Annotated in this window: 25 protein-coding genes and 1 pseudogene; 10 read left to right on the forward strand and 16 right to left on the reverse strand. The window is 67.7% G+C overall.

Annotated elements, in window-relative coordinates; translation table 11 throughout:
• The first annotated feature begins 3 nt into the window (after positions 1 to 3).
• The 3 genes from MSP7336_RS02530 to MSP7336_RS02540 are packed head-to-tail and all read left to right on the forward strand — an operon-like array spanning position 4 to position 3,133.
• Complete coding sequence (locus tag MSP7336_RS02530) at positions 4 to 954, forward strand: hypothetical protein (RefSeq protein WP_113962981.1); 951 nt, start codon at positions 4 to 6, stop codon at positions 952 to 954.
• Positions 951 to 1,280 (forward strand): hypothetical protein, encoded by a 330-nt coding sequence (locus MSP7336_RS02535; RefSeq protein ID WP_113962982.1) that lies wholly within the window; start codon positions 951 to 953, stop codon positions 1,278 to 1,280. Before MSP7336_RS02530 ends, MSP7336_RS02535 begins: the two co-directional genes overlap by 4 nt.
• Positions 1,277 to 3,133: a GMC family oxidoreductase gene (locus tag MSP7336_RS02540; protein ID WP_113962983.1), complete on the forward strand. Its 1,857-nt coding sequence runs from the start codon at positions 1,277 to 1,279 to the stop codon at positions 3,131 to 3,133. Before MSP7336_RS02535 ends, MSP7336_RS02540 begins: the two co-directional genes overlap by 4 nt.
• Here MSP7336_RS02540 and MSP7336_RS02545 read toward each other — a convergent pair.
• From MSP7336_RS02545 to MSP7336_RS02580, 8 genes and pseudogenes are all read right to left on the reverse strand, one after another.
• A complete protein-coding gene (locus MSP7336_RS02545; protein WP_069397549.1) occupies positions 3,126 to 4,163 on the reverse strand; it encodes an oxygenase MpaB family protein in 1,038 nt (345 codons plus the stop codon). The two genes, MSP7336_RS02540 and MSP7336_RS02545, sit on opposite strands and share 8 nt — an antisense overlap.
• Positions 4,164 to 4,310: 147 nt before the next feature.
• The gene (locus tag MSP7336_RS02550; protein WP_181786522.1) at positions 4,311 to 5,222 is read right to left on the reverse strand and encodes an oxygenase MpaB family protein; all 912 of its coding nucleotides are present in this window, start codon (positions 5,220 to 5,222) and stop codon (positions 4,311 to 4,313) included.
• A 105-nt stretch (positions 5,223 to 5,327) separates the two neighbouring features.
• The gene (gene regX / locus MSP7336_RS02555; RefSeq protein ID WP_069397550.1) at positions 5,328 to 6,011 is read right to left on the reverse strand and encodes a two-component sensory transduction protein RegX; all 684 of its coding nucleotides are present in this window, start codon (positions 6,009 to 6,011) and stop codon (positions 5,328 to 5,330) included.
• Between the two features lie 33 nt (positions 6,012 to 6,044).
• On the reverse strand, positions 6,045 to 7,280 hold the full coding sequence (locus tag MSP7336_RS02560) for a sensor histidine kinase (protein WP_113962984.1): 1,236 nt from the start codon (positions 7,278 to 7,280) through the stop codon (positions 6,045 to 6,047).
• A gap of 127 nt (positions 7,281 to 7,407) precedes the next feature.
• Positions 7,408 to 8,157 carry a phosphoglyceromutase gene (locus tag MSP7336_RS02565; RefSeq protein WP_069397552.1) on the reverse strand — a complete coding sequence of 250 codons (750 nt, stop codon included), beginning with the start codon at positions 8,155 to 8,157 and terminating at the stop codon, positions 7,408 to 7,410.
• A gap of 56 nt (positions 8,158 to 8,213) precedes the next feature.
• A pseudogene (locus MSP7336_RS02570) lies at positions 8,214 to 8,754 on the reverse strand (type III secretion system chaperone family protein); the annotation flags it as partial.
• Positions 8,751 to 10,037: a D-inositol-3-phosphate glycosyltransferase gene (gene mshA, locus MSP7336_RS02575; RefSeq protein ID WP_113962985.1), complete on the reverse strand. Its 1,287-nt coding sequence runs from the start codon at positions 10,035 to 10,037 to the stop codon at positions 8,751 to 8,753. The pseudogene MSP7336_RS02570 and the gene mshA, both read right to left, overlap by 4 nt.
• A 35-nt stretch (positions 10,038 to 10,072) precedes the next feature.
• Positions 10,073 to 11,353, reverse strand: a complete 1,281-nt coding sequence (locus MSP7336_RS02580) for an ROK family protein (RefSeq protein ID WP_069397554.1) — start codon at positions 11,351 to 11,353, stop codon at positions 10,073 to 10,075.
• 195 nt (positions 11,354 to 11,548) lie between these two features.
• On the opposite strand from MSP7336_RS02580, the gene MSP7336_RS02585 reads away from it, so the two are divergent.
• Complete coding sequence (locus tag MSP7336_RS02585) at positions 11,549 to 12,295, forward strand: SDR family NAD(P)-dependent oxidoreductase (protein ID WP_069397555.1); 747 nt, start codon at positions 11,549 to 11,551, stop codon at positions 12,293 to 12,295.
• Here the strand turns inward: MSP7336_RS02585 and MSP7336_RS02590 are convergent.
• Positions 12,270 to 13,580 (reverse strand): L,D-transpeptidase, encoded by a 1,311-nt coding sequence (locus MSP7336_RS02590; protein WP_244917402.1) that lies wholly within the window; start codon positions 13,578 to 13,580, stop codon positions 12,270 to 12,272. The two genes, MSP7336_RS02585 and MSP7336_RS02590, sit on opposite strands and share 26 nt — an antisense overlap.
• A 45-nt stretch (positions 13,581 to 13,625) precedes the next feature.
• Entirely contained in the window at positions 13,626 to 14,690 is a 1,065-nt protein-coding gene (locus MSP7336_RS02595; protein ID WP_069397557.1) for a UDP-N-acetylmuramate dehydrogenase, read from the reverse strand.
• Positions 14,691 to 14,716: 26 nt separating this feature from the next.
• Between MSP7336_RS02595 and MSP7336_RS02600 the strand changes: the two genes are divergently transcribed.
• The 4 genes from MSP7336_RS02600 (at position 14,717) to MSP7336_RS02620 (ending at position 18,382) form a co-directional block, all read left to right on the forward strand.
• A complete protein-coding gene (locus MSP7336_RS02600; protein WP_069397558.1) occupies positions 14,717 to 15,232 on the forward strand; it encodes a DUF2505 domain-containing protein in 516 nt (171 codons plus the stop codon).
• A 264-nt stretch (positions 15,233 to 15,496) separates the two neighbouring features.
• Positions 15,497 to 16,315, forward strand: a complete 819-nt coding sequence (locus MSP7336_RS02610; protein WP_069397559.1) for a carbon-nitrogen hydrolase family protein — start codon at positions 15,497 to 15,499, stop codon at positions 16,313 to 16,315.
• Positions 16,312 to 17,259: an LmeA family phospholipid-binding protein gene (locus tag MSP7336_RS02615; RefSeq protein WP_113962986.1), complete on the forward strand. Its 948-nt coding sequence runs from the start codon at positions 16,312 to 16,314 to the stop codon at positions 17,257 to 17,259. The genes MSP7336_RS02610 and MSP7336_RS02615 overlap by 4 nt, the downstream gene beginning before the upstream one ends.
• Before the next feature lie 46 nt (positions 17,260 to 17,305).
• Complete coding sequence (locus tag MSP7336_RS02620; protein WP_113962987.1) at positions 17,306 to 18,382, forward strand: LmeA family phospholipid-binding protein; 1,077 nt, start codon at positions 17,306 to 17,308, stop codon at positions 18,380 to 18,382.
• A gap of 12 nt (positions 18,383 to 18,394) precedes the next feature.
• Here MSP7336_RS02620 and deoC read toward each other — a convergent pair whose 3' ends face one another.
• From deoC to MSP7336_RS02650, 6 genes are all read right to left on the reverse strand, one after another.
• Positions 18,395 to 19,075 carry a deoxyribose-phosphate aldolase gene (gene deoC, locus MSP7336_RS02625; protein WP_069397562.1) on the reverse strand — a complete coding sequence of 227 codons (681 nt, stop codon included), beginning with the start codon at positions 19,073 to 19,075 and terminating at the stop codon, positions 18,395 to 18,397.
• Positions 19,075 to 19,509: a DUF2599 domain-containing protein gene (locus tag MSP7336_RS02630; protein ID WP_069397563.1), complete on the reverse strand. Its 435-nt coding sequence runs from the start codon at positions 19,507 to 19,509 to the stop codon at positions 19,075 to 19,077. The genes deoC and MSP7336_RS02630 overlap by 1 nt, the downstream gene beginning before the upstream one ends.
• Positions 19,510 to 19,513: 4 nt before the next feature.
• On the reverse strand, positions 19,514 to 19,735 hold the full coding sequence (locus MSP7336_RS02635) for a DUF2516 family protein (protein ID WP_069397577.1): 222 nt from the start codon (positions 19,733 to 19,735) through the stop codon (positions 19,514 to 19,516).
• 137 nt (positions 19,736 to 19,872) lie between these two features.
• Positions 19,873 to 20,481 (reverse strand): heparin-binding hemagglutinin HbhA, encoded by a 609-nt coding sequence (gene hbhA / locus MSP7336_RS02640; protein ID WP_113962988.1) that lies wholly within the window; start codon positions 20,479 to 20,481, stop codon positions 19,873 to 19,875.
• 67 nt (positions 20,482 to 20,548) lie between these two features.
• The gene (locus tag MSP7336_RS02645) at positions 20,549 to 20,941 is read right to left on the reverse strand and encodes a helix-turn-helix domain-containing protein (RefSeq protein WP_069397565.1); all 393 of its coding nucleotides are present in this window, start codon (positions 20,939 to 20,941) and stop codon (positions 20,549 to 20,551) included.
• An 88-nt stretch (positions 20,942 to 21,029) separates the two neighbouring features.
• Positions 21,030 to 22,400 carry a DUF445 domain-containing protein gene (locus MSP7336_RS02650; protein WP_372507679.1) on the reverse strand — a complete coding sequence of 457 codons (1,371 nt, stop codon included), beginning with the start codon at positions 22,398 to 22,400 and terminating at the stop codon, positions 21,030 to 21,032.
• 103 nt (positions 22,401 to 22,503) lie between these two features.
• On the opposite strand from MSP7336_RS02650, the gene MSP7336_RS02655 reads away from it, so the two are divergent.
• Complete coding sequence (locus MSP7336_RS02655) at positions 22,504 to 23,205, forward strand: TetR/AcrR family transcriptional regulator (RefSeq protein ID WP_084226589.1); 702 nt, start codon at positions 22,504 to 22,506, stop codon at positions 23,203 to 23,205.
• 17 nt (positions 23,206 to 23,222) lie between these two features.
• Positions 23,223 to 24,233 carry a prenyltransferase gene (locus MSP7336_RS02660; protein ID WP_069397567.1) on the forward strand — a complete coding sequence of 337 codons (1,011 nt, stop codon included), beginning with the start codon at positions 23,223 to 23,225 and terminating at the stop codon, positions 24,231 to 24,233.
• Positions 24,234 to 24,239: the final 6 nt, after the last annotated feature.

The following is a 24,239-nucleotide window of genomic DNA, read 5'->3' on the forward strand; positions in this document are numbered from 1 at the left end:
TTGATGGACACCGAGATGCGATCGGCAGCGATGCCGCGCTGGCGCGGTGACGCCGGGCGCCTGGAGGTCTGGTACGCCACGCTGTCCGATCCGGCAACCGGTGCCGGCCTGTGGGTCCATTACGAAACGGTGGCGCCGACGGTCGGCGCCGCTTACGGGCACGGCTGGGTGAGCTGGTTTCCCACCGACGGTCCGCCGCAGACCCAGCGCTTCGGTCCCGAACCGGTCGCGCCCGGTGCCGGACCGGATTGGCTGCGGGTCGGCGACGCCCGTGTCGGCCCGGGGGAATTTTGCGGGCGGGCCGGGTCGCTGGGCTGGGACCTGCGCTGGAAGGACACCGGCAGACCATTGTGGACGTTTCCGCGGGCGGCGTGGGAGCGCCAGCTGTTGCCCGGGGCGCAGGTGGTGCTGGCGCCCACCGCGGTCTTCACCGGGTCGATCACGCTCGGCGACACGGTGCACCAACTCGACGGATGGCGCGGCGGGGTGGCCCACATCTACGGGCGCGGCAACGCCAAGCGGTGGGGGTGGATTCACGCCGACCTCGGCGATTCGGACGTGCTCGAGGTGGTCACCGCGGTGTCTCACACCCCGGGCTTGCGTCGGCTCCCGCCGATGGCGTTCATTCGGTTCCGTATCGACGGAGCCGATTGGTCGACAGGGGTTTTGCCGTCGTTGCGGATGCGCACCACACTCGGTCTGCGGCACTGGCAGCTGGAGGGCCGTATCGGGCGCCGCGACACGCTCATCCGGGTTGACATGCCCGCCGAGCGCTGCGTTAGCCTCCAGTACACCGACCCCGACGGCGCCACCGCGGTATGCACCAACACCGAGCGGGCCGACGTCTACGTCGAGCTTGGCGAGCGGCGCTGGTCGGTGCTGGGCACTGGGCATGCCGAAGTCGGCTTGCGTGGATCTGAGGCACCTGTTGTCAGAGAAGGGATTTCGTCGTGAGCTTTCTGTTCGACCCTCCAATGCTGGTTGCTTCTGGCGTGCTCATCGAACGTGGTCTGCCCGCTGAGCAGCGTGATGTCGCCGAGGCCGCCACGCTCGGCGTGTTCTTCGGCGGCTCGTTCGGCCTGTACAACAACGTGCCCGGCCTCGGGCTGCTGTGGCGCCCGTTCCGTGCGCGCAACGGACGCGACTTCATGTGGAACAGTGGTGTTTTCGGACTGAAGACCGACGACGTCGGTGTGCGGATGCATGCCTTGGCAGGCGCGATTTTCGCGACCTATCCGTTCTTCCTCAAGCTCGGTCGCCGGCTCGGGCGTCTGCTGTGACGCTCGGCGACCGCGCCGCCGCCTCGTTCGGTGCGGCACTGCTTCCCGAGGAGTGCGGCGGACCGTCGCCGGACCAAGTGGCCCAACGCGTCGACCGCTACCTGCGCCGGCTTCCGACACCGTCGCGACTGGCGACGCGCGCCGGCCTGCTATCGCTCGCGGCGGCAAGCTATCTCACCACCGGGCGGTCGATGTCGCGGTTGACCCCACAGGAACGCGAAGCGGTGCTGCGCCGCATCGCCGGACTCAGCCCCGAAGCCGGCGCGGCGATGGAGGGGCTCAAAGCCGTTGTGCTGCTGGCCAACGGCGCCGAGACCTATGCGGCCGAGCTGCTCGAGCGCGCCCAAAAACATGAGCCGGCCCGCCCCGACGCCGAATTGAACCTCACCTCCTCGGTGGACAGCCCGTCGGTGGTCCGCGCCGATGCGGTGGTGGTCGGCTCGGGCGCCGGCGGCGCGATGGCGGCCCGCACCCTGGCCCGAGCCGGGATGGACACCGTCGTGCTCGAGGAGGGCCGACGCTGGACCGTCGAGGAGTTCCGCAGCAGGCATCCGCTGGAGCGCTACGCCGGGCTGTACCGCGGCGCGGGAGCCACCGTGGCGCTCGGCCGCCCCGCGGTGGTGCTGCCGATCGGCCGGGCCGTCGGCGGCACCACGGTCGTCAACTCCGGCACCTGTTATCGACCACCGTTGGCCGTGCAGCAGCGCTGGCGCGACGAATTCGGTTTGGCGCTGGCCGATCCGGACCGGCTGGTCGGTCATCTCGACGACGTCGCAGAGACGCTGCAGGTGGCGCCGGTGCCGCTGGACATCATGGGCCGCAACGGGCGGCTGCTGCTCGAGGGCGCGGCCGCGTTGGGCTGGCAGGCCGCGCCCATCCCCCGCAATGCACCCGGCTGTGAGGGGTGCTGCCAATGCGCGCTCGGCTGTCCGCGCAACGCCAAGTTCGGCGTGCACCTCAACGCGCTGCCGCAGGCATGTGCGGCCGGCGCGCGAATCATTTCAAACGCCCGCGTCGAACGGGTGCTGCACACCGGTGGTCGCGCATACGGGGTGCGGGCACGACGGCCCGACGGCACCGCCGTCGACGTGCTGGCCGACACCGTGGTGATCGCCGCCGGCGCCACCGAGACGCCGGGGCTGTTGCGGCGCAGCGGTCTTGGCAGGCACCCGCGGCTCGGCCGCAATCTCGCGCTGCATCCGGCGGCGATGCTGGCCGGTCGCTTCGAGGAAGACATCGTTGCCTGGCACGGCGTACTGCAGAGCGCGGCGGTCGACGAGTTGCACGCCTCACACGGCGTGTTGATCGAGGCGACGTCGACCCCGCCCGGCATGGGCTCGATGTTGTACCCCGGGTTCGGCACCGAGCTGCTTAGTTGGCTGGACCGGGCGACCCATGTCGCGACGTTCGGAGCGATGGTGGCCGATAGCGGTGTGGGCCGGGTGTTTTCGGTGGGTGGCCAGACGCTGATGCGCTACGACCTCGCCCGTGCCGACGCGACGAAGCTGATGACGGCGCTAGAAGCCATGGGGCGGCTGCTGTTCGCCGCAGGCGCGGTCGAGCTGCTGACCGGCCTGCCTGGCGCGAACACGGTTGCGTCGCTGCCTGAGCTGCAGGAGGTACTGGCCCGGACCAATCCGAGAAGCTTGCACCTGGCGGCATTTCATCCGACCGGCACCGCGGCGGCGGGCGTCGACGAGCAGCGCTGCCCGGTGGACGAAACCGGCCGGCTGCGTGGGGTGGACCGGTTGTGGGTCACCGACGCGTCGATCCTGCCGAGCTGCCCGGAGGTCAACCCGCAGGTGTCGATCATGGCACTGGCGTTGGCGGTGGCCGACGGGATCGTCAGCTGAGCACGGCGACGCTGTCGTCTGCCAGACGCTCGACGGCATCGCGACTCAACTTGGATGTGGCGGCGATCTTGTCGGGATCGAAGCGAATCGGTTGCAGTGGCACGCCGCGGACTCGCTCTTGGGCTTGCCGGAATTCGGGTAGCGGCCCCGGCAACAGGTGCGCGCTGTTCAGCGTCACCTTCAACCATTGCCGGATCGACCACAGGGTCAGCGGATCAGGCCGGGTGTGCATATACAGGTTGCGCGCCCACCGGGGTTGCATGTCGCGAACGATCCAGTTCAACAGCGCCTGAGGCGGCCAGAGCCAGATCGGGATCGCGTGGCGGTTGTTGGGCCACAGCGTTTCCGATACCGCCGGCAACATCGCCAGCTGCGGTACCCAACTGTCGAGGACCTCGAGCACCTCGGCCTTGCTGGCGGGTAGATCGCTCCCGCCGAGGGCGTAACCCACCCGGGTGAACTCGCGGTAGTAGCGGTCCAGATCGGCGCCACGCAGCGGCGCGTAGTGGTAGCGCTCGTGCGCCGTGGCCAACCCCCACACCACATTGGCGTAGTTCCACCGCAGCAGATCGGGATCGCGTGCGTCGTAGCGCATACCTGTCAGCGCGCTCACCCCGTGCACCGTCCCGTGCATGGCGCGTACGATCCGCGCGCACTTTTCCGCGGTCTCCGTCGGACCGTAGGCGACACCGAGAAAGAAGGCCAGCGAGTGGCCGAACCGAACCGCAGCTCCCTCCGGGTCGATGCCCAAGGTCGGATTGCCCTCACTGTCACGTTTGAGCGCGCGTGAGTGGTGGTAACCGCCCGAAACCGTGGACGGGTCAAGCTGTTCCATGGTCACCGAGGAGACCAAACCCAGCGTGACCAGTGGCAGATGTGAGTGCACGTACCACACCGCGCTGTCGGGACCGAACCATCCTTGATCTCCCTTTGGTTCGGCGAAGTCGAGACCATGAAAGAAGCGGCTGCGCACCGCTTGCGCGAAAATCCTGTCGAAAAGTGCCGCTATCGGGGTTTGCAGAATCGCCATGACTTTGGCCTTTCGTCTGAGGACGCTGTCAGCATGACGCAAGTGAAAGCTCGCCTTCAATTCGTGTTCTGACGGCGCGGATTACCAGCGCACTGAGGGCACTGCGGCGCGTTTCGCGGTAACATCGCTCGCGTTTGACGGCCCGCGCTAGAACCGGCGCGGCAGCTTCCCGATTTCACGCAGCCAGCCCTTCCGCGCGGTGTAGTGCCACTTCAGCGACGCGGGAACATACGGCCACGCCGTGCGAATGGCGGCGCGCACGGCGCTGTAAGCACGTTGGTCATATTCCGTCCAGTAGATCGCGAAACGTTTCCGCACCTGGGCAGGTAATCCACCGAAGATGACCAGTCGCATCGGCGGCGCTAGGGCGGCCCGCACCGGCCAGGTCGGCAGCAATCGGTTGGCGATCGGCTTCAACGCGGGCGGCGCGGGAAAGAACGGCGAGGTGCTCATGTCGGGAATCGTGCTGCGGTTGATGAAGTCGATCAGGTAATCAGCCGCCGGATTCGGCTCGAGAACCTCGGCGCAGTAACGATTCCACTGCGCGTCGAACTCGCCACGATCGGCCGGCAGCACGGATTTGGTCATCCCGTAACGGCGATACCACTCACACCCTTCGCTGTAGAGCCGATCCCGCTCGGCATCGCTGAGCCGGTGGGTATCCCAATGCTCGGCGACGCGCTCCACCATCCGCTGGAAGGTGGCATGCGCCCACCAATAGGTCTCTGGGTTCAGCGCGTGATAGCGCGTTCCATCCGGCTGGGTGCCCTTGATATCCCGGTGGTAGTCACGGACCCGCCTGCCGGTGCTTTCACCCTGTCCGTCATAGACGGTGCCGAGAATACCTGGTAGCGAACGGAATACACGATCAACTGGATCATCGAAGAAGTTGGAGTGCTCGATCAGCGCGTACCCGATCGCAGGGTGCATGGTCTGCAACAGGCCTGCGGTGCCGCCCTCGAACGCGATGCGCATATCCCCGGCCCAGCGCCAGATCAGCGAGTCGGGTCCAAGATTTACCCGGCCGTCGACTTGGGAATCTTTTCGCCCATGCATCATCGCGCCGGGCCTCGTGCGAACTGATCGGATGAGCTGAAGATACTGTTGACAACAAGCGCTGTCAACGGGCCGCGCGCAGCGCAGTTTCGCCGGCAGGGCGCGAACTCAGCCCTCCAGCTTGTAGCCCAGCCCGCGCACCGTCACCAGGTGCACCGGATTGGCCGGGTCTTCCTCGATCTTCGACCGCAGCCGCTTGACATGCACATCGAGGGTCTTGGTGTCGCCGACGTAATCGGAGCCCCACACCCGGTCGATCAGCTGGCCGCGGGTCAACACCCGGCCGGTATTGCGCATCAAATACTCGAGCAGATCAAATTCCTTGAGCGGCAACGTGATCTGTTCGCCGTTGACCGAAACGATGTGGCGCTGGACGTCCATCCGTACCGGCCCGGCCTCCAGCACTCCGTCGGCGGCCTCGGAGTCGTCGTCGCCTCCGCGGCGCAGCACCGCCCGGATCCGGGCGATCAACTCCCGCGCGGAATACGGCTTGGTCACATAGTCGTCGGCACCCAGCTCCAGACCGACCACCTTGTCGATCTCACTGTCGCGGGCGGTGACCATGATGACCGGCACACTCGAGCGGGCCCGCAGCTGCTTGCACACATCGGTGCCGGACATGCCCGGCAGCATCAAGTCCAGGAGCACGATATCGGCTCCGGCCCGGTCGAATTCGGCCAGCGCCGAAGCGCCGTCGGTCACCACGGTGGCCTCGAATCCTTCTTTGCGTAAGAGGAACGCCAGCGGATCGGCCAGCGACTCCTCGTCTTCCACGATCAGCACGCTAGTCATGGCGCCACACTCCTTCTCCTCGCACAGTGCGAGTCATCTGCGTAGCTCTTCCTTTCCTCGGAGCCGTTGCGGCTTCATGGGACGAAGCGAAGGCTCCTCCGATTGGCGGGGCTCGTCGTTGTTGTTCTGGTAGATCGGGATCGACAACGTGAACGTGGAGCCGGTTCCCGGTTGGCTCCACAGCTTGATGCTGCCGTTGTGGTTGGCCGCGATGTGCTTGACGATCGCCAGTCCCAGACCGCTCCCGCCGGTGGATCGCGACCGCGCCTTGTCGCCCCGGAAGAACCGCTCGAAAACGCGTTCCTGGTCCTTGCGCGCGATACCGATACCCCGGTCGGTGACCGCAATCTCGGCGAAGTCACCGCGGCGGCGACAACTGATCGACACCAGCGAACCGCGCGGCGAATACGCGATCGCATTGGACACCAGATTGGCCAGCGCGGTGATGAGCAGCGTCTGCTCACCCAATACCCGCAGGCCGCACGGCGTGTCGGTGCGTATCTGAATATCGGCACTGTCAGCGGCCACCTTGTGGCGTGAAATCGCTTCGGCCACAACGGTGTCCACGTCAACCTCGGAGAGGTCGGGCAGTCGTTCTGCTCCCTGTAGACGAGATAGCTCGATCAGCTCTCCGATCATGTCTCCCAGCCTGTTGGCCTCGACGAGCACCTTCTCCCCGAACCGGCGTACCGTTTCCGGGTCGTCCGCCGAGGACAGCAGTGCCTCGGCGAGCACGGCCATCGCACCGACCGGGGTTTTGAGCTCGTGGCTGACGTTGGCCACGAAGTCGCGGCGGGTCGCCTCCATCCGGGCGTACTCGGACTGGTCATAGACGAAGACGACCGCAAACCGGCGATCTTCTTCGCTGAGCAGGCTGGCCTGGCCGCGCACCACCAGTTCCGACCCGTCAACCACCGTGGGTTTACGCGGCGTCAGATCGAATTCGATAGCTGAACCGCCCCCCAGCGCCGTTTGCGCCGCCGTCCATGCGTTCTCGTCGAGCTGGCGGTCCCGCACCAGACCGAGATGCGTAGCTCGGTCGTTGAGGTACACCACGTCGCGGTGGGCGTCCACCACCGCGATACCCAGCGGAGAGAGCTCGGCGATGCGTTGCAGCATCTGCGCGACGGTGATGCCGCCCCATTCGGCGGCCGCCCGCTGGCGTCGCTCGACGACCATCGGCGCCAATCGGGTGCCGATGCTGATCCCGACGGCGAGTGCTAACAGAACCGACACCCCGGCGAGCGACAGCGCCGAGAACACAGTCACATAAAAATCCTACAAATACTGGTGAACTTCGCCCCACCAGCGCGAGGCCAAAATCGTACATGTCACACGTTGCGGCCGATGTGTTCGGCTGCTGTTCACGCGGTGTTTGCCCAGATGACCGGGCCGGTCAGCGGGCGCCTTGGCTGGCCACCGCGGCCGCCCCGGCCGCGGCAGCTTCGGGGTCCAGATAGGTGCCGCCGGCGACCGTGGGCCGCAGGTCGGCATCCAGGTCGTAGCACAACGGGATGCCGGTCGGGATGTTCAGCCCGACGACCTCCTCGTCGGACATGCCGTCGAGGTACTTGACCAGCGCACGCAGCGAGTTGCCGTGCGCGGCGAGCAGCACCGTCTTGCCGGCCCGCAGGTCGGGCACGATGACATCGGTGAAATACGGCAAAAACCGCGCCACCACGTCGGCAAGGCATTCGGTCAGCGGGCCGCCGCCGATATTGGCGTAACGCGGGTCGGCGTCCTGGCTGAATTCGCTGCCCCGCTCGATCGGCGGGGGCGGGGTGTCGTAGCTGCGCCGCCAGGCCATGAATTGTTCCTCGCCGTAGCGCTGCTTGGTCTCGGCCTTGTCCAGCCCTTGCAGCGCGCCGTAGTGGCGCTCGTTGAGCCGCCAACTGCGTCGCACCGGGATCCAGTGCCGGTCTGCGACGTCCAGTGCCAGATTCGCGGTGGTGATCGCTCGCCGCAGCAGCGAGGTGTAGAGCACGTCGGGCAGCAGGTCGTGTTCGACCAACAACTCACCGCCGCGAATCGCCTCGGCGCGGCCCTTGTCGGTCAGGTCGACGTCGACCCAACCGGTGAACAGGTTGAGCGCGTTCCATTCGCTCTCGCCGTGGCGGAGTAATACCAGCTTGGAAGTCTCTGCCATGCCGGCAAGTCTCTCACGCGCGCTCCGCCGCGCTTATCGCTGACCAAATTGGACGACTCCTCCTCATCGCGCTTCGCGCTCTGCATCGTCGCCGTCCTCGTCGTCGATCAGATGGGCGAACGCCTGCAGGTTCTTCAGCGACTCCCCGCGAGACACCCGCCACTCCCACTCTTTCTGAATCGACGAGCGAAAACCTAACTCCAGCAACGTATTAAAGTCCGAATCGACCGCTTCGAGCACCTGCCCGAGTACCCGGTCGATCTCGGCAGCACTCACCGACGCCAACGACATCCGGCCCACCAGGTAGATGTCGCCGACGTTGTCGAGCGTGTAGGCCACCCCGTACAAGCGACGGTTGCGCTTGAGCAGAAACCGGTAGACGCCCTCATGGTTCTCGTCGGGTTTGCGGCACACGAACGCCTCGACGCGCACGCCATGCTCACCGATGGTCAGCATGGTGTTCGTCTTGAGCTTGCGCTCCCCGGGCAGCTCGACGATCAGCCCCGGCAGGCCGCCGTGCGCACCCTCGTGCCGCGAGTACGTCAGCTTGCTCGCGTTCAGCGCGTCCTCGATGACCTGCTGTACCGACTCTGTCATGCGCGCACCAGCTCACGCAGTGGATGGCGCAGGGCGAACTCGCCGATCGCGCGGCGATAACTGGCCAGCAACGCATCGACGGTGTTGTCCCACGAGAACGTCGCGGCATTCTTGACCGCCGAGCGGCTCATCGCACCGTCTTGCCGCAGCACGTCGTCGATGGCATCCGCCCACCGGTCGACGTCATGGCCGGCCACCAGGGTGCCGCTGACCCCGTCGCGCACCGCGACCGGCAGCCCGCCCACCGCGGCCGCCACCACGGGCGTCCCGCAGGCCTGAGCTTCCACCGCGACCAGGCCGAACGACTCCGAATAGCTGGGCACCGCCACCACGTCGGCGGCCTGGAACAGCCGAGCCAGATCCGTACGGGACTGCGGCGGCAAGAACGTCACCCGGCCAGTGATACCCAGTTCCTCGGCGAGGCGAACCAGCCCGTCCGGGGCCGCCAGACCGCTGCCCGACGGCCCGCCGGCCACCACGATGCGCACCCGCTGCAGCTTGGCTGCGGCACGCAGCAGGATGTCGGGCGCCTTCAGTGGCTGGATCCGCCCCACGAACGCCACCACGTGTTCGTCGAGCGGCAGATTCAGCGCAGCGCGCGCCGCGCGGCGATCACCGGGCCTAAACACGTCAAGGTCGACACCAGGGTGGGCGACGTCGATGCGGGCCGGATCGGCCTGGTGCAGCGAAACCAGTTGTGCGGCTTCATCTTCGGTGTTGACGATGAGCCGGTCGGCCTCGTCGACCACCTGTTGCTCGCCGACCGTGCGCAGCGGCGGCTCGGGTGCGTCGCCGTCGGCGAGTGCGGCGTTCTTCACCGCGGCCAGCGTGTGCGCGGTGTGCACCAGCGGCACTGCCCAGCGGTCCCGCGCCAGCCAGCCGACCTGACCGGACAGCCAGTAGTGCGAGTGCACGATGTCGTAGTAGCCCGGCTCATGGGCCGCCTCGGCGCGCAGCACTCCGGCGGCGAACGCGCACAGCTGGGTCGGCAGGTCGTATTTGTCCAGACCCTCGAACGGCCCGGCCACCACATTGCGCACCAGGACGCCGGGCGCCACCGGCACGATCGGCGGATCGGTGGACGCCGTCGCGCGAGTGAAGATCTCCACCTGCACGCCCCGGCGCGCCATATGCAGGGCGCTTTGCAGCACGTAGACGTTCATCCCGCCGGCATCGCCGGTACCGGGCTGAGCCAGCGGCGAGGTATGCACCGACAACACCGCCACCCGGCGGGGATCGGTCAGTTCCGAGGCGTCCGGCCGGGAAAGCGCGTTGGGTTGCACACCGCCATCTTTGCAGGAGCGTCGGCTCGGCTACGTCAGGCCGACGACTCGTCGCCGACAACGCGCCGGCCCACCCCCGACGGCGCGGCGCGCCGCATGGCTCCGAGCGGGTCGGCGTAGAGCCCGCCCAGCGACACGATGCCGGCCCCGGCTTCCTGGACCCGGTTACCGAAAGCGGTGACCCGGATCTCCCGCGGTGCCAGCACCGAGCGTGCGGCGAACGCGGCTTCCACGTCGGCCATGCCGTCGGGGTACTCGGTGAACGCTTGCCCGCCGACCACCAGGTCGTCGGGGTTGAGCATGTCGCGCAGCAGCGCGACCGCTTCGCCGAGCACCCGCGCCCGCTCGGCCAGCAGCTCCTTGGCCTGCTGGTTGCCGCCGCGGGCCGCCTTGAGCAGGTCGCCGATGCCGGCGCCGGTTCGATTCGCGGGCACCAGCCGCAACCGCCGGGCCGCGGCGAGCACCGCCTCGTCGCTGACGGTGGACTCCAGTTGGCCGGAGCCGCCGAGCAGCTCCGAAGACACCGGCAGGTTGGCGATGGTGCCCGGCCCGCTGGCCGGGCTGTGCACCCGGCCGCCGATCACCAACGCATAGCCGACGGTTTCCCGGGCATAGACGTACAGGCTGGTCGACGTGTTCGGCCGAAATCGGCGCATGCCGAGCAGCAGCTCCGCTCCGGCCATCGCGTCGACGTGGGAGGCCACCGACACCGGTAGTTCCAGGGCTTCGGCCAGCACCGGCCCCACCGGGGCGTCCCGCCAGCCCAGCCGCAGATGGTCGACGTGCCCGGTGACGCCGTTGACCACCCCGCCGATGGCCACCCCGACCCACAGCGGGCGGCGCCGGTGCCAGCGCCGCAGGTACCGTCGGGCCGCGTCGGCCAGCGTCGCCAGCGCGGCCGCATGCCCGCTCAGCGGGGTCGGGGTCTCGACGACGTCGAGCGTGCGGCCGAACAGGTCGGCGGCCACGATGCTCGTCGTCCGCGCCCCGATGTGGATGCCCAGCGTCAAAAACGGTTCGTGGTTGACCTCGACGGGCACGCGCGGGCGCCCGATGGCGCCGGCCACGGCCAAGTCGGCGCGTTCACGCAACAGGCCCGCTTCCAGCAGCGCGATGACCTGACGATTGACCGTCGCGATGCTCAGCGAGGTGACCTGCGCGATGACGTCACGGCCGATCGGGCCGCGCAACCGCACCGCGCGGAAGACCGATGCGGCTGCGGCGTCGGACAGCTGCAGCGACGGGGCGACGATGTGGCGAGCCCGCACCGCGGTCTTACGGCCCTGCGACTGGGGGGTGAGAGCTGTCGAGTGCATTGGCTGTGTCCTTTCCCGAGGTCCGATGGGCGGTTTCTGGCCGCACGCCGGCTTCGGTGATAGGAAGGCCGGTCAGACGCGGCGACGTGCGCAGCAACAACATGCGCAGTCCGCGAACAGACACGCGGACGTCAGACCGAACACAGCGCTCGAGTACACGCTGAGGAATTTAGCACGGCTACTACAGTTATCCAGGTGAAATCAGCCGGATCCGAACGAGTGGCCGTGGTCACCGGGGCCAGCGCCGGTATCGGTGAGGCAACCGCGAGAACCCTCGCGGCTCAAGGCTTTCACGTAGTAGCAGTGGCTCGCCGGGCCGATCGCATCAAGGCGTTGGCGGACGAAATCGGCGGCACCGCGATTGTGACCGACGTCACTGACGGCGCCGCGGTCGATGCGCTGGCCGACCACCTGGAACGTGTTGACGTGCTGGTCAACAACGCCGGCGGCGCCAAGGGCCTCGCACCGGTCGCCGAGGCCGACCTGGAGCACTGGCGATGGATGTGGGAGACCAACGTGCTCGGCACGCTGCGCGTCACCCGCGCGCTGCTGCCCAAACTGATCGCGTCCGGTGACGGCTTGATCGTCACCGTCACCTCGGTCGCGGCGATGGAGATTTACGACGGCGGCGCAGGCTATACGTCGGCCAAGCACGCCCAAGGTGCGCTGCACCGTACGCTGCGCGGCGAACTGTTGGGAAAGCCGGTGCGGCTCACCGAAATTGCGCCCGGCGCTGTGGAGACGGAGTTTTCGCTGGTGCGCTTCGACGGTGACCAGGAGCGCGCCGACGCCGTTTACGCGGGGATGACGCCGCTGGTGGCAGCCGATGTCGCCGAGGTGATCGGGTTCGTGGCATCGCGCCCGTCGCACGTCAACCTGGACCAGATCGTGATCCGGCCGCGCGATCAGGCAACCGCTAGCCGCCGGGTCGCGCGCCAGTAGTCGGGGTGCCCGACAGCGTCGGCGCATCGCTCGGGGTGGCCGGCGCGCTGCGCGGCATCGACGCGGGTGACGGTTTGGTCCCGCTGGGCGGCGGCAGTGCCGACATGCCCACCCAGGTGTCCCAGTCCACGGCCCAGTCCCAGATGTCGCCGTCGGCGTACGACAGCTGGATTCGGCTACCGGTCACCTCGACCGGGTCGCCGTAGATCGCGCTGTGGAAGTACTGCTCGGCATCGGCCGTGGACAGATTGACACAGCCGTTGGTGACGTTCGTATTGCCTTGCGCGCCAGCGCTTGCCGGGTTGGCGTGGATGAACTCACCGTTATTGGAGATCCGCACCGCCCAGCGCTCGTGGATGTTGGTGTAACCGGCGGCCGGGTTGGACATGTAGAAGTCGGCGTATTTCTCGGTGACCACGTGGATGCCGTTGCGGGTGACGTTGCGCGGCTTGTCGCCCTCGCCGTAGCTGCACGGGAAGTCCATGATGACGCCCTCGTCGCGAATCACCTGAATGCGGTGCGAGGAGATTTCGGCCTTGACCACCTGGCGGCGACCGATCTGGAAAGTCAGGCTCATGTCCTGCTTGCCGTAGGCGCCGTCCCCGAACGGCACCCCGTACAGCTTCGCCTCGACGTTCACCTTGGTGCCCGCCGGGTAGTACTCGCGGGTGCGGTAGTGCACTCGAGCGCCCTGGGCTTCGTCGGGCAGCCACGCCCAGCTGCCCTCGACGGGCGGGTCGGTGGTGACCTTCAGCGCTCGCTCGACAGCGGCCTTGTCGCTGATGGGCGCATCGAACTGGATGATGATCGGCGCCGCGATGCCGACGGTCTGGCCATCGGCGAGCTGGAAGCCGCCGTCGATCTCCCTGGTGGGCGTGACGGTGGTCAACTTGCCGGTCACCGGGACGGCCTTGCCGTCGTGGCCGACCGCCGAACCGCTCCAGGTGTAGGTGGTGTCGTAGCCCAGCGGTTCGGTGATGGTGTAGACGGTGCGGTCCCGGTTGAACGCCCCGGCCACCACCTTGCCGCTGGAATTGGTCAGCGCGACCCGCTGCAGCCAGCCGTCGCGGACCTCGACGCTGATCGGCGCGGTGGGAACGACGTCTTCGGCCTTGTCCGCGGGGCGGAACGTCAAGCTGGGCGCCGCCGGCGGCTTGGGCTTCTCGGCCTGTTTGCTCTGTCCCCCGGAACACGCGGCCAGAACATTCGGGGCGAACATCCCCACCGCCAGCGCAGACAAAGCCCGGCGCCGACTGATCGGCGGCAGGTCGCGCGCTGTACTCACGACAAACCAAGATACCGGCGAAAACGGCCGCTTCCGCGCACGTGTTTACAGCGTGCAGCCCACTAGCACGGGTTCTGGGGTCAGTGTGATACCAAACACGTCGCGGACGCCGTCCCGGATGGTGCGTGCCAGTGCCACCACATCGGCGGCGGTGGCCGTGCCGCGGTTGGTCAAAGCAAGCGCATGTTTGGTGGACAGCCGGCAAGGCGCGTCGTCGACATCCGGATAGCCTTTGCCGAACCCGGCTTGTTCGACCAACCAACCGGCGGCCAGCTTGACGCCGTCCGGGGCCGGATAGTGCGGCACCGGCCGCTGCACCTGGTCGGCCAGCCGCTGGTAAACCTCCCCTGGGACAACCGGATTGGTGAAGAACGACCCCACACTCCAGGTGTCGTGGTCGGCGGCGTCGAGCACCATCCCCTTGCGAGAACGCAGCGCCAGCACCGCTTTTCGCACCGCCACCGGGTCGGCGCGCTGGCCTTGGGTCGCGTCCAGCGCGACGATCAGCTCGTCGTAGCGCAGTGGCGCACTGCGCCCCGAGGCGTCCAGGGCGAACTCCACCTCCAACACGACCGCCGCGTCGGAGTGTTTGAGCACGCTGGTGCGATACCCGAACCCCAGTTGGGCCGGCGCCAGCCAGCTCACCTCGCCGCTGCGGCGGTCCAGCACCCGCACGCGGGTGATGGTGTCGGCCACCTCGGCGCCGTAGGCGCCCACGTTCTGTACCGGGGTGGCGCCGGCCGAACCGGGGATACCGGACATGCACTCCAGCCCGCCCAAACCCGACGCGATGGTTTGCGCAACCACGGCGTCCCACTGTGCACCGGCTTCGGCGCGCACGATGCTGCCGTCGATGGTGACGGCGTCGGCGGCCAGCCGCACCACCGTCAGGTCGGTCAGCGTGTCGGCGATGACCACGTTGGAGCCGCCGGCCAGCACTAGCAGCGGACGGCACTTCTCGGCGTCGAGCTGTCGCAGCGTGCTGACGATTTGTTCGGTGCTGGTGCACGTGATGACGCGTTGCGCGACGGGTCCGACCCGCAAGGTGGTCAACGGCGCCAACGGAACCGCCTCGGCGACATGCGCCCCGGCGAACATCGTTCCCGCCATGGCCCATGACGGTAGCCTGACCTGCTATGCCGCGTTCATTCGACATGTCAACCGATTACGGGGCCAGCGTCGAACAGGTACTGCAGGCATTCAGTGACGAGCAGTATTGGCTGGCCCGGCTGGCCGATTCCGGCGCAGATCAGGCGACCCTGGATTCGTTGCGGAGCGAAGGGACCGGCGGCGGTGTGGACGTCATCACCACCCAGGTGCTGCGCAGCGATCGGCTCCCGGCGTTGGTGAGCCAATTCCACCGCGGCGATTTGCGTATTCGGCGCGAGGAGACCTGGGGCCCGGTCACCGACGGCACCGCCACCGCCACTGTCGTCGGATCGATTTTGGACGCGCCGGCCGCGTTGACGGGCACTGCCGTGCTGGAGCCGATGTCCCAGACGGGCGGCGCCCGGCTGAAATTCCAGGCGACCGTGGAGGTCCGCATCCCGCTCGTCGGCGGCAAGCTGGAGAACTTCATCGGCAACCAGCTGGTCGAGCTGCTGATCGCCGAGCAGCGCTTCACCACCATGTGGATCAGCGAGAACGCCTGATCGCACCAGGCCCCTTGCGATCGCCCCTAGCCTTATCCGGGGCGACCCGCTGCGCCCGGCTCCGCCGCGCTTGCGATCGCCCCTAGCCTTATCCGGGGCGACCCGCTGCGCCCGGCTCCGCCGCGCTTGCGATCGCCCCTAGCCTTATCCGGGGCGACCCGCTGCGCCCGGCTCCGCCGCGCTTGCGATCGCCCCTAGCCTTATCCGGGGCGACCCGCTGCGCCCGGCTCCGCCGCGCTTGCGATCGCCCCTAAGCTGGCGCACATGCGGATTGCGGTGGCGCAGATCCTCAGCGGCACCGAGCCGAGCGACAACCTCGAGGTGGTGCGCGACTACACCCGCCGGGCCGCCGACTCCGGCGCAGCGCTCGTGGTGTTCCCAGAGGCGACGATGTGCCGGTTCGGAGTGCCGCTGGCGCCGATCGCCGAACCCCTCGACGGCCCGTGGGCCGACGGGGTGCGCCGGATCGCCCACGAGGCGGGCCTTGTGGTCATCGCCGGGATGTTCACCCCGGCCGACGCCGGGCGGGTCAAAAACACACTGCTGGCCGTCGGCCCCGGCCTCGACGCCCACTACGACAAGATTCACCTCTACGACGCGTTCGGGTTCACCGAGTCGCGCACCGTCGCGCCGGGCCAGGAGCCGGTGGTGATCACCGTCGACGGCATCGGGGTGGGGCTGACGACGTGCTACGACATCCGGTTCCCGCAGCTCTACACCGCCCTGGCGCGCAGCGGCGCCGCGCTGATCGTGGTCGCGGCGTCGTGGGGCTCGGGGACCGGCAAGCTGGAGCAGTGGACCCTGCTGGCGCGGGCGCGGGCGCTGGATGCCACCAGCTACATCGCGGCGGCCGGGCAGGCCGATCCGGGTCGGTCGCTCGGCAAGTCCGGCGCCCCCACCGGGGTGGGCGGCAGCCTGGTGGTCTCGCCGTTCGGCGAGGTGGTGGTGGCCGCGGGCGCCCAACCGCAGCTGCTGGTTGCCGACCTCGACCTCGACCGGGTCCGCGCGGCGCGCGACACTATCGCGGTGCTGCGTAATCAGGCCGACTTCGCCGGTATCGATAAGGCAGAATCGCCGGGATGACGAACCCGCAGGAACCCGACGGCGATCCGTCGATCTGGGCTCGCCCCGGGCCGGAGGCCGACGCCACGCACCCGGCAACGCCGTTCGAAACGCCGCCCACCACACCGGAGCAGCCGGCTGCGCCAGCATGGGCCCCGCCGCCGGACGTCCAGGAGTACCCGGCCGCGGAGCCGTCGGAGGACACTGTGAAGCTCAAGCGCCGCCGCTCGTTCGGCGACCCGGTCTCCATCGTGCTGGTCTTCGTGATCGTGGTCGCGCTGCTCATCGCCGGACTCATCGGCACCGAGTTATACGCGCGGCACCTTGCGGACAGCAAAGTGACCGAGGCGACGGAATGCGTTGTGCGCGACAACGCGAGCGTGACTTTCGGTGTGGCACCGCCGTTTCTGTGGCAACACGTCACCGGTCACTACACCAACATCTCCATCGAGACCGCCGGCAATCAGGTCAAGGACGCCAAGCTGATGAAGGCCGAGTTGAGCATCTCCGACGTGCGGTTGCAGAGCACCGAGGACTCCGGCGGCACCATCGGCGCGCTGGACGCCAGGCTCACCTGGCCGGCCACGGGCATCAAGGAGACCATCCGCGAGATGGTTCCGTTGCTGGGCAATCTGGTCTCCGATGTCACCACCAACCCCGCCGACGGCACGGTCGAATTGAAGGGCGCGTTCGGGCTGGCAACCGCCGTCGTCAAGCCCCAGGTGGTGAACAATGGGCTGTCTTTGCAGGTGGTCAGCCTCACCGGGTTGGGCAGCATGGCCTTGCCGAAAGAATCCGTGCAGCCGGCCCTGGACGACTTCACCGCCCGGCTGCTCAAGAAATACCCGCTGGGCGTGCACGCCGACAGCGTCGAGGTCACCGATACCGGTGTGGTGGGCTACTTTTCGACCCGAAACGCCACCATCCCGGCACACAGTCAGGACCCTTGCTTCGCCAACCTGTGAAAACAACCTTCGACTTCGCGTGGCTCGATAGGGCAAAATCGCGCTAGTGACGACTCCGCAAGGGCCTTCCCGCGGCGACGGGCCGGATTGGACTCGGCCTGCGTCGCGCCCGAGCCGCCCGCAGCCTGGTCCCGGCCCGTCCCAATCGCCGACGCAGCGGATCCCGCAGGGCGGCCGTCCGCAGCCGCCACGCAATCCGCCGCCGCCGCCGCGGCCGTCCGGCCCCCCGCCGGGCCCGCCGCCACGCCAGCCTGCACCACCGCGACCCGCATACCCGCAGGCCCGGCAGCCCGGCCCGCCGCCGATGCACCAGGAGCAGGCCACCAGCCGGATATCCAGCCCGTCGGAGCCGAGCGGCACACCGACAAGGGCGCGCCGCGGGTTCTTCGCCAACCGGACGTCGCTGGTCCTGATCCTGGTGATTGTGCTGCTGGTGCCGCTGGCGGGGCTGATCGGCGCGGAGCTCTACGCGCGTAACACCGCCGACAGCAAGGTAGCCAATGCCGTGCAGTGCGAGGTCGAAGACAGCGCCACCGCGTCGTTCGCGACCTCGCCGCCGGTGCTCTGGCAATACCTCACCGACCACTACACCAACATCTCGGTGGAGACGGCCGGAAATCAGGTGCGCAGCGCCAAGGGCATGAAGATCACCCTCAACATCGACGACGTCAACCTCAATGGCAGCGGTGATTCCAAGGGCACGATCGGGGCGCTGAACGGCACCATCACCTGGTCTGCGGACGGCATCAAAGAATCCATCCAGGACGCCATCCCGGTACTGGGCAGCTTTGTGACCAGCAAGGTCACCACCAATCCCGGCGCCGGGACGGTCGAACTGAAGGGCCTGCTGGACAAGGCCACCGTCAAGCCGCAGATCGAGGACAACGGGCTGTCGCTGCAGGTGGTCGAGCTGAGCGCGCTGGGCTCGAACATGTCCACGGACAAGGTGCAAAAGCACCTCGACGAGCTCACGTCGAAGGCGACCAAGAATTACCCGCTGGGCATCCACGCCGACACCGTGAAGGTCACCAATTCCGGGGTGGAGGCCACCTTCTCGACCCAGAACGCCACCATTCCGGCGTCCAAGTCGAAGTCCGGCCGAGACTGCTTCAGCCAGCTCTAGCCGACGGACGCGCTAGTCCAACCCGTCGAGCACCGCGCGGGTGCCCGACAGCCCGAGCCGGGTGGCGCCGGCGTCGAGCATCGCGACGGCGTCAGCGGCGGTACGGATGCCGCCGCTGGCCTTGACCCCGAGCCGGCCGCCGACGCTCTGAGCCATCAGCTCCACCGCGTCGACCGACGCGCCGCCGGCCGGATGAAACCCGGTGGACGTCTTCACAAAGTCCGCCCCGGCGTCCTCGGCCGCCCGGCACACGTCGATGAGGGTGCTTTTGCCACCCACGCTCAACAGCACCGCCGACTCGACGATCACCTTGAGGAGCGCGGCGGGCACCGCGGAACGCACCGCGGCGATATCGGACCGCACCGCCGCGATGTCCCCGGCCAGGGCGGCGCCGACGTCGATCACCATGTCGATCTCGGTCGCCCCGGCGGCCACCGCCAGCTTCGCTTCGGACGCCTTGATCTGCGAAAGATGTTTGCCCGACGGAAATCCCGCGACCGCGGCGATGCGCACCCCGGCACTGTTCGACTCGGCCGCGACCGGAACCATCGACGGCGACACGCACACGGCACAGACGCCCAATTCGGCGGCTTCGGCCGCGACGGCCGCCACATCGGCAGCGGTGGCTTCGGGTTTCAGCAGGGTGTGGTCGATGACGGCGGCCAACTGCTCGCGGGTTGGGCGGCCCGGCATCAGAACGGTTCTTCGGGCCCACCGGGGTTACAGCCGGTGCCGAGCATCGTGGCCGGGTCGACGACCGGACGCCACGGCTCGAGGTTCCAGCTGATCTTGCCGGGTTCCGCGACCTCGGCTACCTCCCAGTGACAGATGAACTGCTCCCGCATCCCCGGGGTGTCCGCCTCGGGAGCGTGGGCCAGCACCTCACTCCAGGCTTCGAGCCCGGCGGTGCTGCCGGTGCCGAGTTGGCGGGCCGCGGCCCGCGCCGCCGGCGTCGGGTAGACCCGCAGACTCGATTGGCCGGCCGCCCACTGCACCCATTGGGTGTTCTCAACGAACGGCGGTGCATATCCGGGAGTTGCCGGCCCGGGATCGTCGGGGTCGGCAGCCGACGGGGCGGCGGCCAGCACCGCGCCGAGAGCAAGCACCGGTACCGCGGATACTCGCATCGTGCTAGCGCGATTTCCCTTGCACTTCAAGGAGTTTGGGCCGCACGTCGACCAAGTAAAGACCGGCCGCAGCGGCGGCGATCGCTACCCCGAGCGCGCCGAGCAGCCAGGCGAACAGAGTGGCGACACCCAAGATCACCAACCAGATGGGTTTGGTCATCTTGTCAGCGGCGGTGTACGCGTCCTGTCGCTGCATTGCCGCGTGCACAAAGGCATACAGGGACATCAACGCGACGGCGATCTGCACTACCGCCCAAACGCTGTTAACGAGGTTCACGCCCTAAGGGTATGCGGGGACCGGCAAAAACGTCGACTCCGAGTCGCCCGGGGGCAACTCGGAGTCGAGCGGTTAGCGGAAGCCGCTTACTTCTGGGTGACCTTCTTGGCCGGAGCCTTCTTGGCCGGTGCCTTCTTGGCAGCCGCCTTCTTGGCCGGGGCCTTCTTGGCCGGGGCCTGCTTGGCCGGCGCCTTCTTGCCCGGCGTCGTCTTGGCGGGCAGCTCGATGCCGACCAGCTTGGCGGCGCGCTCGCCGACGGCGCGGGTCTGCGAAGCGACGGTGCCCAGCGCCTCCTGGGTCAGCTCGACCGCCTGGTCGACGTAACCCTCGGCACGCGCCGACACGTCCTCGAAGCCCTGCTGGCTGCGCAGGCGCTCCAGAGCGGCCTCGCCGCGCTCGACCAGCTCGTTGTAGCGTGCGGTCGCCGCCTCGACATAGCCCTCCGCGGCGCTGCGCAGCTCTTCGGCGGTGAACCGCTCACGCAGTTCGCGCAGCTGCTCGGGCAGGTCCTCCTGCAGCCTGGCCAGGCGAGCACGGCTCTCCTCGACCCGACTGCGGGTGTCGGTGCGGGTCTCTTCGGCGCGGTCGCGCAGCTCAGCCAGCAGGTCGTTGACGGTGGCCAGCGCCAGGTCGGCAGCACCCAGCGCAGCAAGCAGTGGGGCCTTCAGATCATCAATCGTCGGGTTGTCGGCCATTGTTTTTCCTTTCGTCGATGGTGTTTGTTCTTGGGCGGTTACTGGGTCCGCGTGTGGTCAGACGGGTCTAGGCAGATGTCGTCTCCTCACGGGCAGCCTCGTTCTGTTGAACGAAGGACGTGTAGATGTCGAGTAGGACTTGTTTCTGCCGCTCGGTGATCGCCGTGTCGGCGACGATCGCGTCCCGTACTTCGCTGGTCACGCTGGGCTCGAGGATTCCCGCCTGCACATAGAGCACTTCGGCGGATACCCTTAGCGCCTTTGCGATCTGGTTGAGCACATCAGCGGAAGGTTTGCGCAATCCGCGTTCGATCTGGCTGAGGTATGGATTGCTGACACCGGCCTTTTCGGCCAGCTGCCGCACCGACACCTGGGCCGCCTCGCGTTGCGCCCTGATGAAGCTGCCGATGTCTGACGCAGCGGTGGACACAACTGCTGCAAGCTTGTCCTCCTGCGGCATCAGTGACTCCTTTGCGTCGGTCGGTCGGTGCGGACGCGCACCACAGTACGACCAAGTGCTAACTTTTGCAAGCACCAGTTAGCACTGCTCAGAACAGCAGGTGCGCGATCGTGTAGATGGCGAGGCCGGCAAGCGAGCCGACCACGGTGCCGTTGATCCGAATGAACTGCAGGTCACGACCGACGTGCAACTCGATACGACGGCTGGCCTCGGCGGCGTCCCAACGCTCGATCGTGTCGGTAATGATCGCGGTGATCTCAACCCCGTACTGCGAGACCAGATGCTGGGCCGCTCGCACGATCCAGTTGTCGACCTTGTCGCGCAAGTCGGCATCGTCACGCAGGGATTCGCCGATGCGCACCACGGCGTCAGCGATGCGGGTGCGCAGCGCGCTGGAGGGGTCGTCGACACCCTCGAGCACCAGGCGTTTGAGCGTCTTCCAGGCGGTCGCGGCGGCGTTGGTGACCTCTTCACGGGCCATCAGCTGCTCCTTGACCGCCTCAGCCCGGGCGATCGTCGCCTCATCGTGCTGCAGATCGTCGGCGAAGTCGAACAGGAACCGCGTCGCCGAGCGGCGCAGTTCGTGGTCGGGATTACGGCGCACCTTGTCGGTGAAGTCCATCAGCTCCCGGTGAATGCGATCGCCGACCAAATGGTCGATGAACCGCGGCGACCAAGTGGGCGAATCGCGTTCGACCACCCGCTGGATCACCTCGCCGGCATTCAGCGACCATTGGAACGCCCGATCTGCCAACAGCTGGATCAGCGCCTCCTGCCGGTGCTCGGCAAGCAGCGTGGCCAGCACCCGGCCCACCGGCGGACCCCATCGCGGCTCGGCGATGCGCTGCACGATCATCCGATCGATGACGTGCTGGACGTCTTCGTCGCGCAACAGCTCGACCAGCACCCGCAGCACGGTCGCGGTCTCGGCGGCCACCCGCTGCGCGTGCGACGTCTCGGACAACCACTTGCCCAGCCGACTGGGGATCTGCGCGTCGCGCAGCTTGGTCTCCACCACCGGCGGTGACAGGAAGTTCTCTCGCACGAACGTCCCCAGGCCCTCACCGAGCTGGTCCTTCTTGCGTTTGATGATCGCGGTGTGCGGGATGGGGATGCCCAGCGGATGCTTGAACAGCGCCGTCACCGCAAACCAGTCCGCCAGCGCACCGACCATCCCGGCCTCCGCCGCCGCCCTGACGTAGCCGATCCAGGCGGCGGTGTTCCCGCCGGCCTGCAGCCAGCGGCAGCCCAGAAAGATCACGGTGGCGCCGAGCAGGAAACTCAGCGCCACCACTTTCATCCGCCGCAACCCGCGGCGGCGCTCGGCGTCGGCTACCGGATCGGCAGCGACGAACGATTGCGCCAGCGACAACGGCGCCCGGCCAGGTCCGGCCGGCACCGTCCCCGCGTGAGGTCGTGCTGACGGGCCGGTGCCGGCGGGAAGTCGATGCGCCACCAGACCATCATCCGCCATCGCGACACGAAGTTACTGTTACCGGCTCAGCTACCAGCCCTCACAAAGCCGTATTATCGAAGCGTCGAGTGAATGGGAATCCGCGATAGTGGTAGAACATGCCCCGGCCGGGACGGTGAAGATGGATGGCCGGAAGCGGCGTTGGCATCAGCACAAGGTGGAGCGCCGGAACGAGCTGATAGACGGCACGATCGAAGCGATCCGGCGGCGCGGCCGCTACGTCAGCATGGACGAGATCGCCGGCGAGATCGGGGTCTCCAAGACTGTCCTGTACCGCTATTTCGTCGACAAAAACGATTTGACGACGGCTGTGATGATGCGGTTCGCGCAGACCACTCTGATTCCCAACATGACCGCGGCGCTGTCGTCGAACCTCGACGGGTTCGACCTGACCCGCGAAATCATTCGGGTGTACGTCGAAACCGTGGCGGCCGAGCCCGAGCCCTACCGGTTCGTGATGGCCAACAGCTCGGCCGCCAGAAGCAAAGTGATCGCCGACTCCGAGCGGATCATCGCGCGCATGCTGGCGGTGGTGCTGCGCCGCCGCATGAAACAGGCCGGGATGGACATCGGCGGAGTGGAGCCGTGGGCCTACCACATCGTCGGCGGCGTGCAATTGGCCACCCACTCGTGGCTGCTGGATCCGCGGATGAGCGCCGACGAGCTGATCGACTACCTGACCATGCTCAGCTGGAGCGCGTTGTGCGGGATTGTCGAGGTCGGCGGATCACTGGAGAAGTTCCGCGGCCAACCCCATCCCTCACCGATCGTTCCGCCGCTCCCACACTGACGATTCGAGGTCGCCTCATGACTGACGTAACGGTCCGCTCCCGGCTCAGCTCATGGGCATACGCCCTACGCACTACCAACCCGCCACCGGACAGGCCGGTCGACGCCGTCACCCGCTGGCTCGTCGTCACCCGCGCGGCAGTGCTACCGATGACCCTGTTCGCCGGGTTGGTCGCCGCGCTATTGGCAACCGGCAAGCCTGGCCTGGATTGGCGCTGGCTGGTTCTCGCGATCGTGGGAATCCTGTTGGCACACACGGCCAATAACTTGATGAACGACTTGTATGACACCCAGACCGGCACCGACAGCGAAAGTTATCCGCGCGCGCTGTATGCCCCGCACCCGGTGCTCTCGGGGTTGGTCAGCCGCCGCACCCTGCTCATCGCGATCGCCGCGGTGAACCTCGCCGACCTGGCGATCCTGATCGTGCTGACGTGGGCGCGCGGGTGGCCGGTGGTGGCATTCGCGCTGTCGGGTTTCGTGCTGAGCGTCGCCTATACCGCGCCGCCGATCCGGTTGAAGAAACGCGGCCTGGGTGAACCCGACGTGTTCGTGGTGTGGGGTCCGCTGATGGTCTGCGGAACGTACTACTCGGCGGTGGGCACTGTGGGCTGGCCGGTGCTGTTGGCGTCGCTGCCGTACGGCCTGCTGTGCACGACGGTGTTGATGGGCAAGCACATCGACAAAATCCCCTACGACGCGCCGCTGGGTATCCGCACGTTGCCGGTGCTCCTCGGCGAGGCCCGAGCCCGCGCGGTCACGCTGGCGATGATGATCGGCTTCTATGTGCTGGTGGGCCTGGCGGTGGTACTCGGCGCAATTGGGTGGCCGGCGTTGCTCGTCGCGCTGGCAGTGCCGCGACTTGTCAAGGTGTGGCCGTATTTTCGGCGTCCACCGCCCGAGGAGCCGCCGGACGGATTTCCGGTATGGCCGCTGTGGTATGCGGCGTTGGCCTGGGTGCATGTGCGCCAAGCGGGCGCGCTACTGGTCGTCGGTCTTGGGATCGACGCGGTGCTGCGCGCCCTTTAGGTTGAG

The sequence above is a fragment of the Mycobacterium shimoidei genome (assembly GCF_900417275.1).
GTDB classification, from domain to species: Bacteria; Actinomycetota; Actinomycetes; order Mycobacteriales; family Mycobacteriaceae; genus Mycobacterium; species Mycobacterium shimoidei.

Bases quoted from the DNA above. Each gene is read 5' to 3' on its own strand.
- MSP7336_RS02530 (WP_113962981.1), top strand. From the start codon at position 4: ATGGACACCGAGATGCGATCGGCAGCGATGCCGCGCTGGCGCGGTGAC.
- MSP7336_RS02545 (WP_069397549.1), bottom strand. From the start codon at position 4,163: ATGGCGATTCTGCAAACCCCGATAGCGGCACTTTTCGACAGGATTTTC.
- MSP7336_RS02550 (WP_181786522.1), bottom strand. From the start codon at position 5,222: ATGATGCATGGGCGAAAAGATTCCCAAGTCGACGGCCGGGTAAATCTT.
- regX (WP_069397550.1), bottom strand. From the start codon at position 6,011: ATGACTAGCGTGCTGATCGTGGAAGACGAGGAGTCGCTGGCCGATCCG.
- MSP7336_RS02565 (WP_069397552.1), bottom strand. From the start codon at position 8,157: ATGGCAGAGACTTCCAAGCTGGTATTACTCCGCCACGGCGAGAGCGAA.
- MSP7336_RS02580 (WP_069397554.1), bottom strand. From the start codon at position 11,353: ATGCACTCGACAGCTCTCACCCCCCAGTCGCAGGGCCGTAAGACCGCG.
- MSP7336_RS02595 (WP_069397557.1), bottom strand. From the start codon at position 14,690: ATGGCGGGAACGATGTTCGCCGGGGCGCATGTCGCCGAGGCGGTTCCG.
- MSP7336_RS02600 (WP_069397558.1), top strand. From the start codon at position 14,717: ATGCCGCGTTCATTCGACATGTCAACCGATTACGGGGCCAGCGTCGAA.
- MSP7336_RS02610 (WP_069397559.1), top strand. From the start codon at position 15,497: ATGCGGATTGCGGTGGCGCAGATCCTCAGCGGCACCGAGCCGAGCGAC.
- MSP7336_RS02615 (WP_113962986.1), top strand. From the start codon at position 16,312: ATGACGAACCCGCAGGAACCCGACGGCGATCCGTCGATCTGGGCTCGC.
- deoC (WP_069397562.1), bottom strand. From the start codon at position 19,075: ATGCCGGGCCGCCCAACCCGCGAGCAGTTGGCCGCCGTCATCGACCAC.
- MSP7336_RS02630 (WP_069397563.1), bottom strand. From the start codon at position 19,509: ATGCGAGTATCCGCGGTACCGGTGCTTGCTCTCGGCGCGGTGCTGGCC.
- MSP7336_RS02635 (WP_069397577.1), bottom strand. From the start codon at position 19,735: ATGTCCCTGTATGCCTTTGTGCACGCGGCAATGCAGCGACAGGACGCG.
- hbhA (WP_113962988.1), bottom strand. From the start codon at position 20,481: ATGGCCGACAACCCGACGATTGATGATCTGAAGGCCCCACTGCTTGCT.
- MSP7336_RS02645 (WP_069397565.1), bottom strand. From the start codon at position 20,941: ATGCCGCAGGAGGACAAGCTTGCAGCAGTTGTGTCCACCGCTGCGTCA.
- MSP7336_RS02660 (WP_069397567.1), top strand. From the start codon at position 23,223: ATGACTGACGTAACGGTCCGCTCCCGGCTCAGCTCATGGGCATACGCC.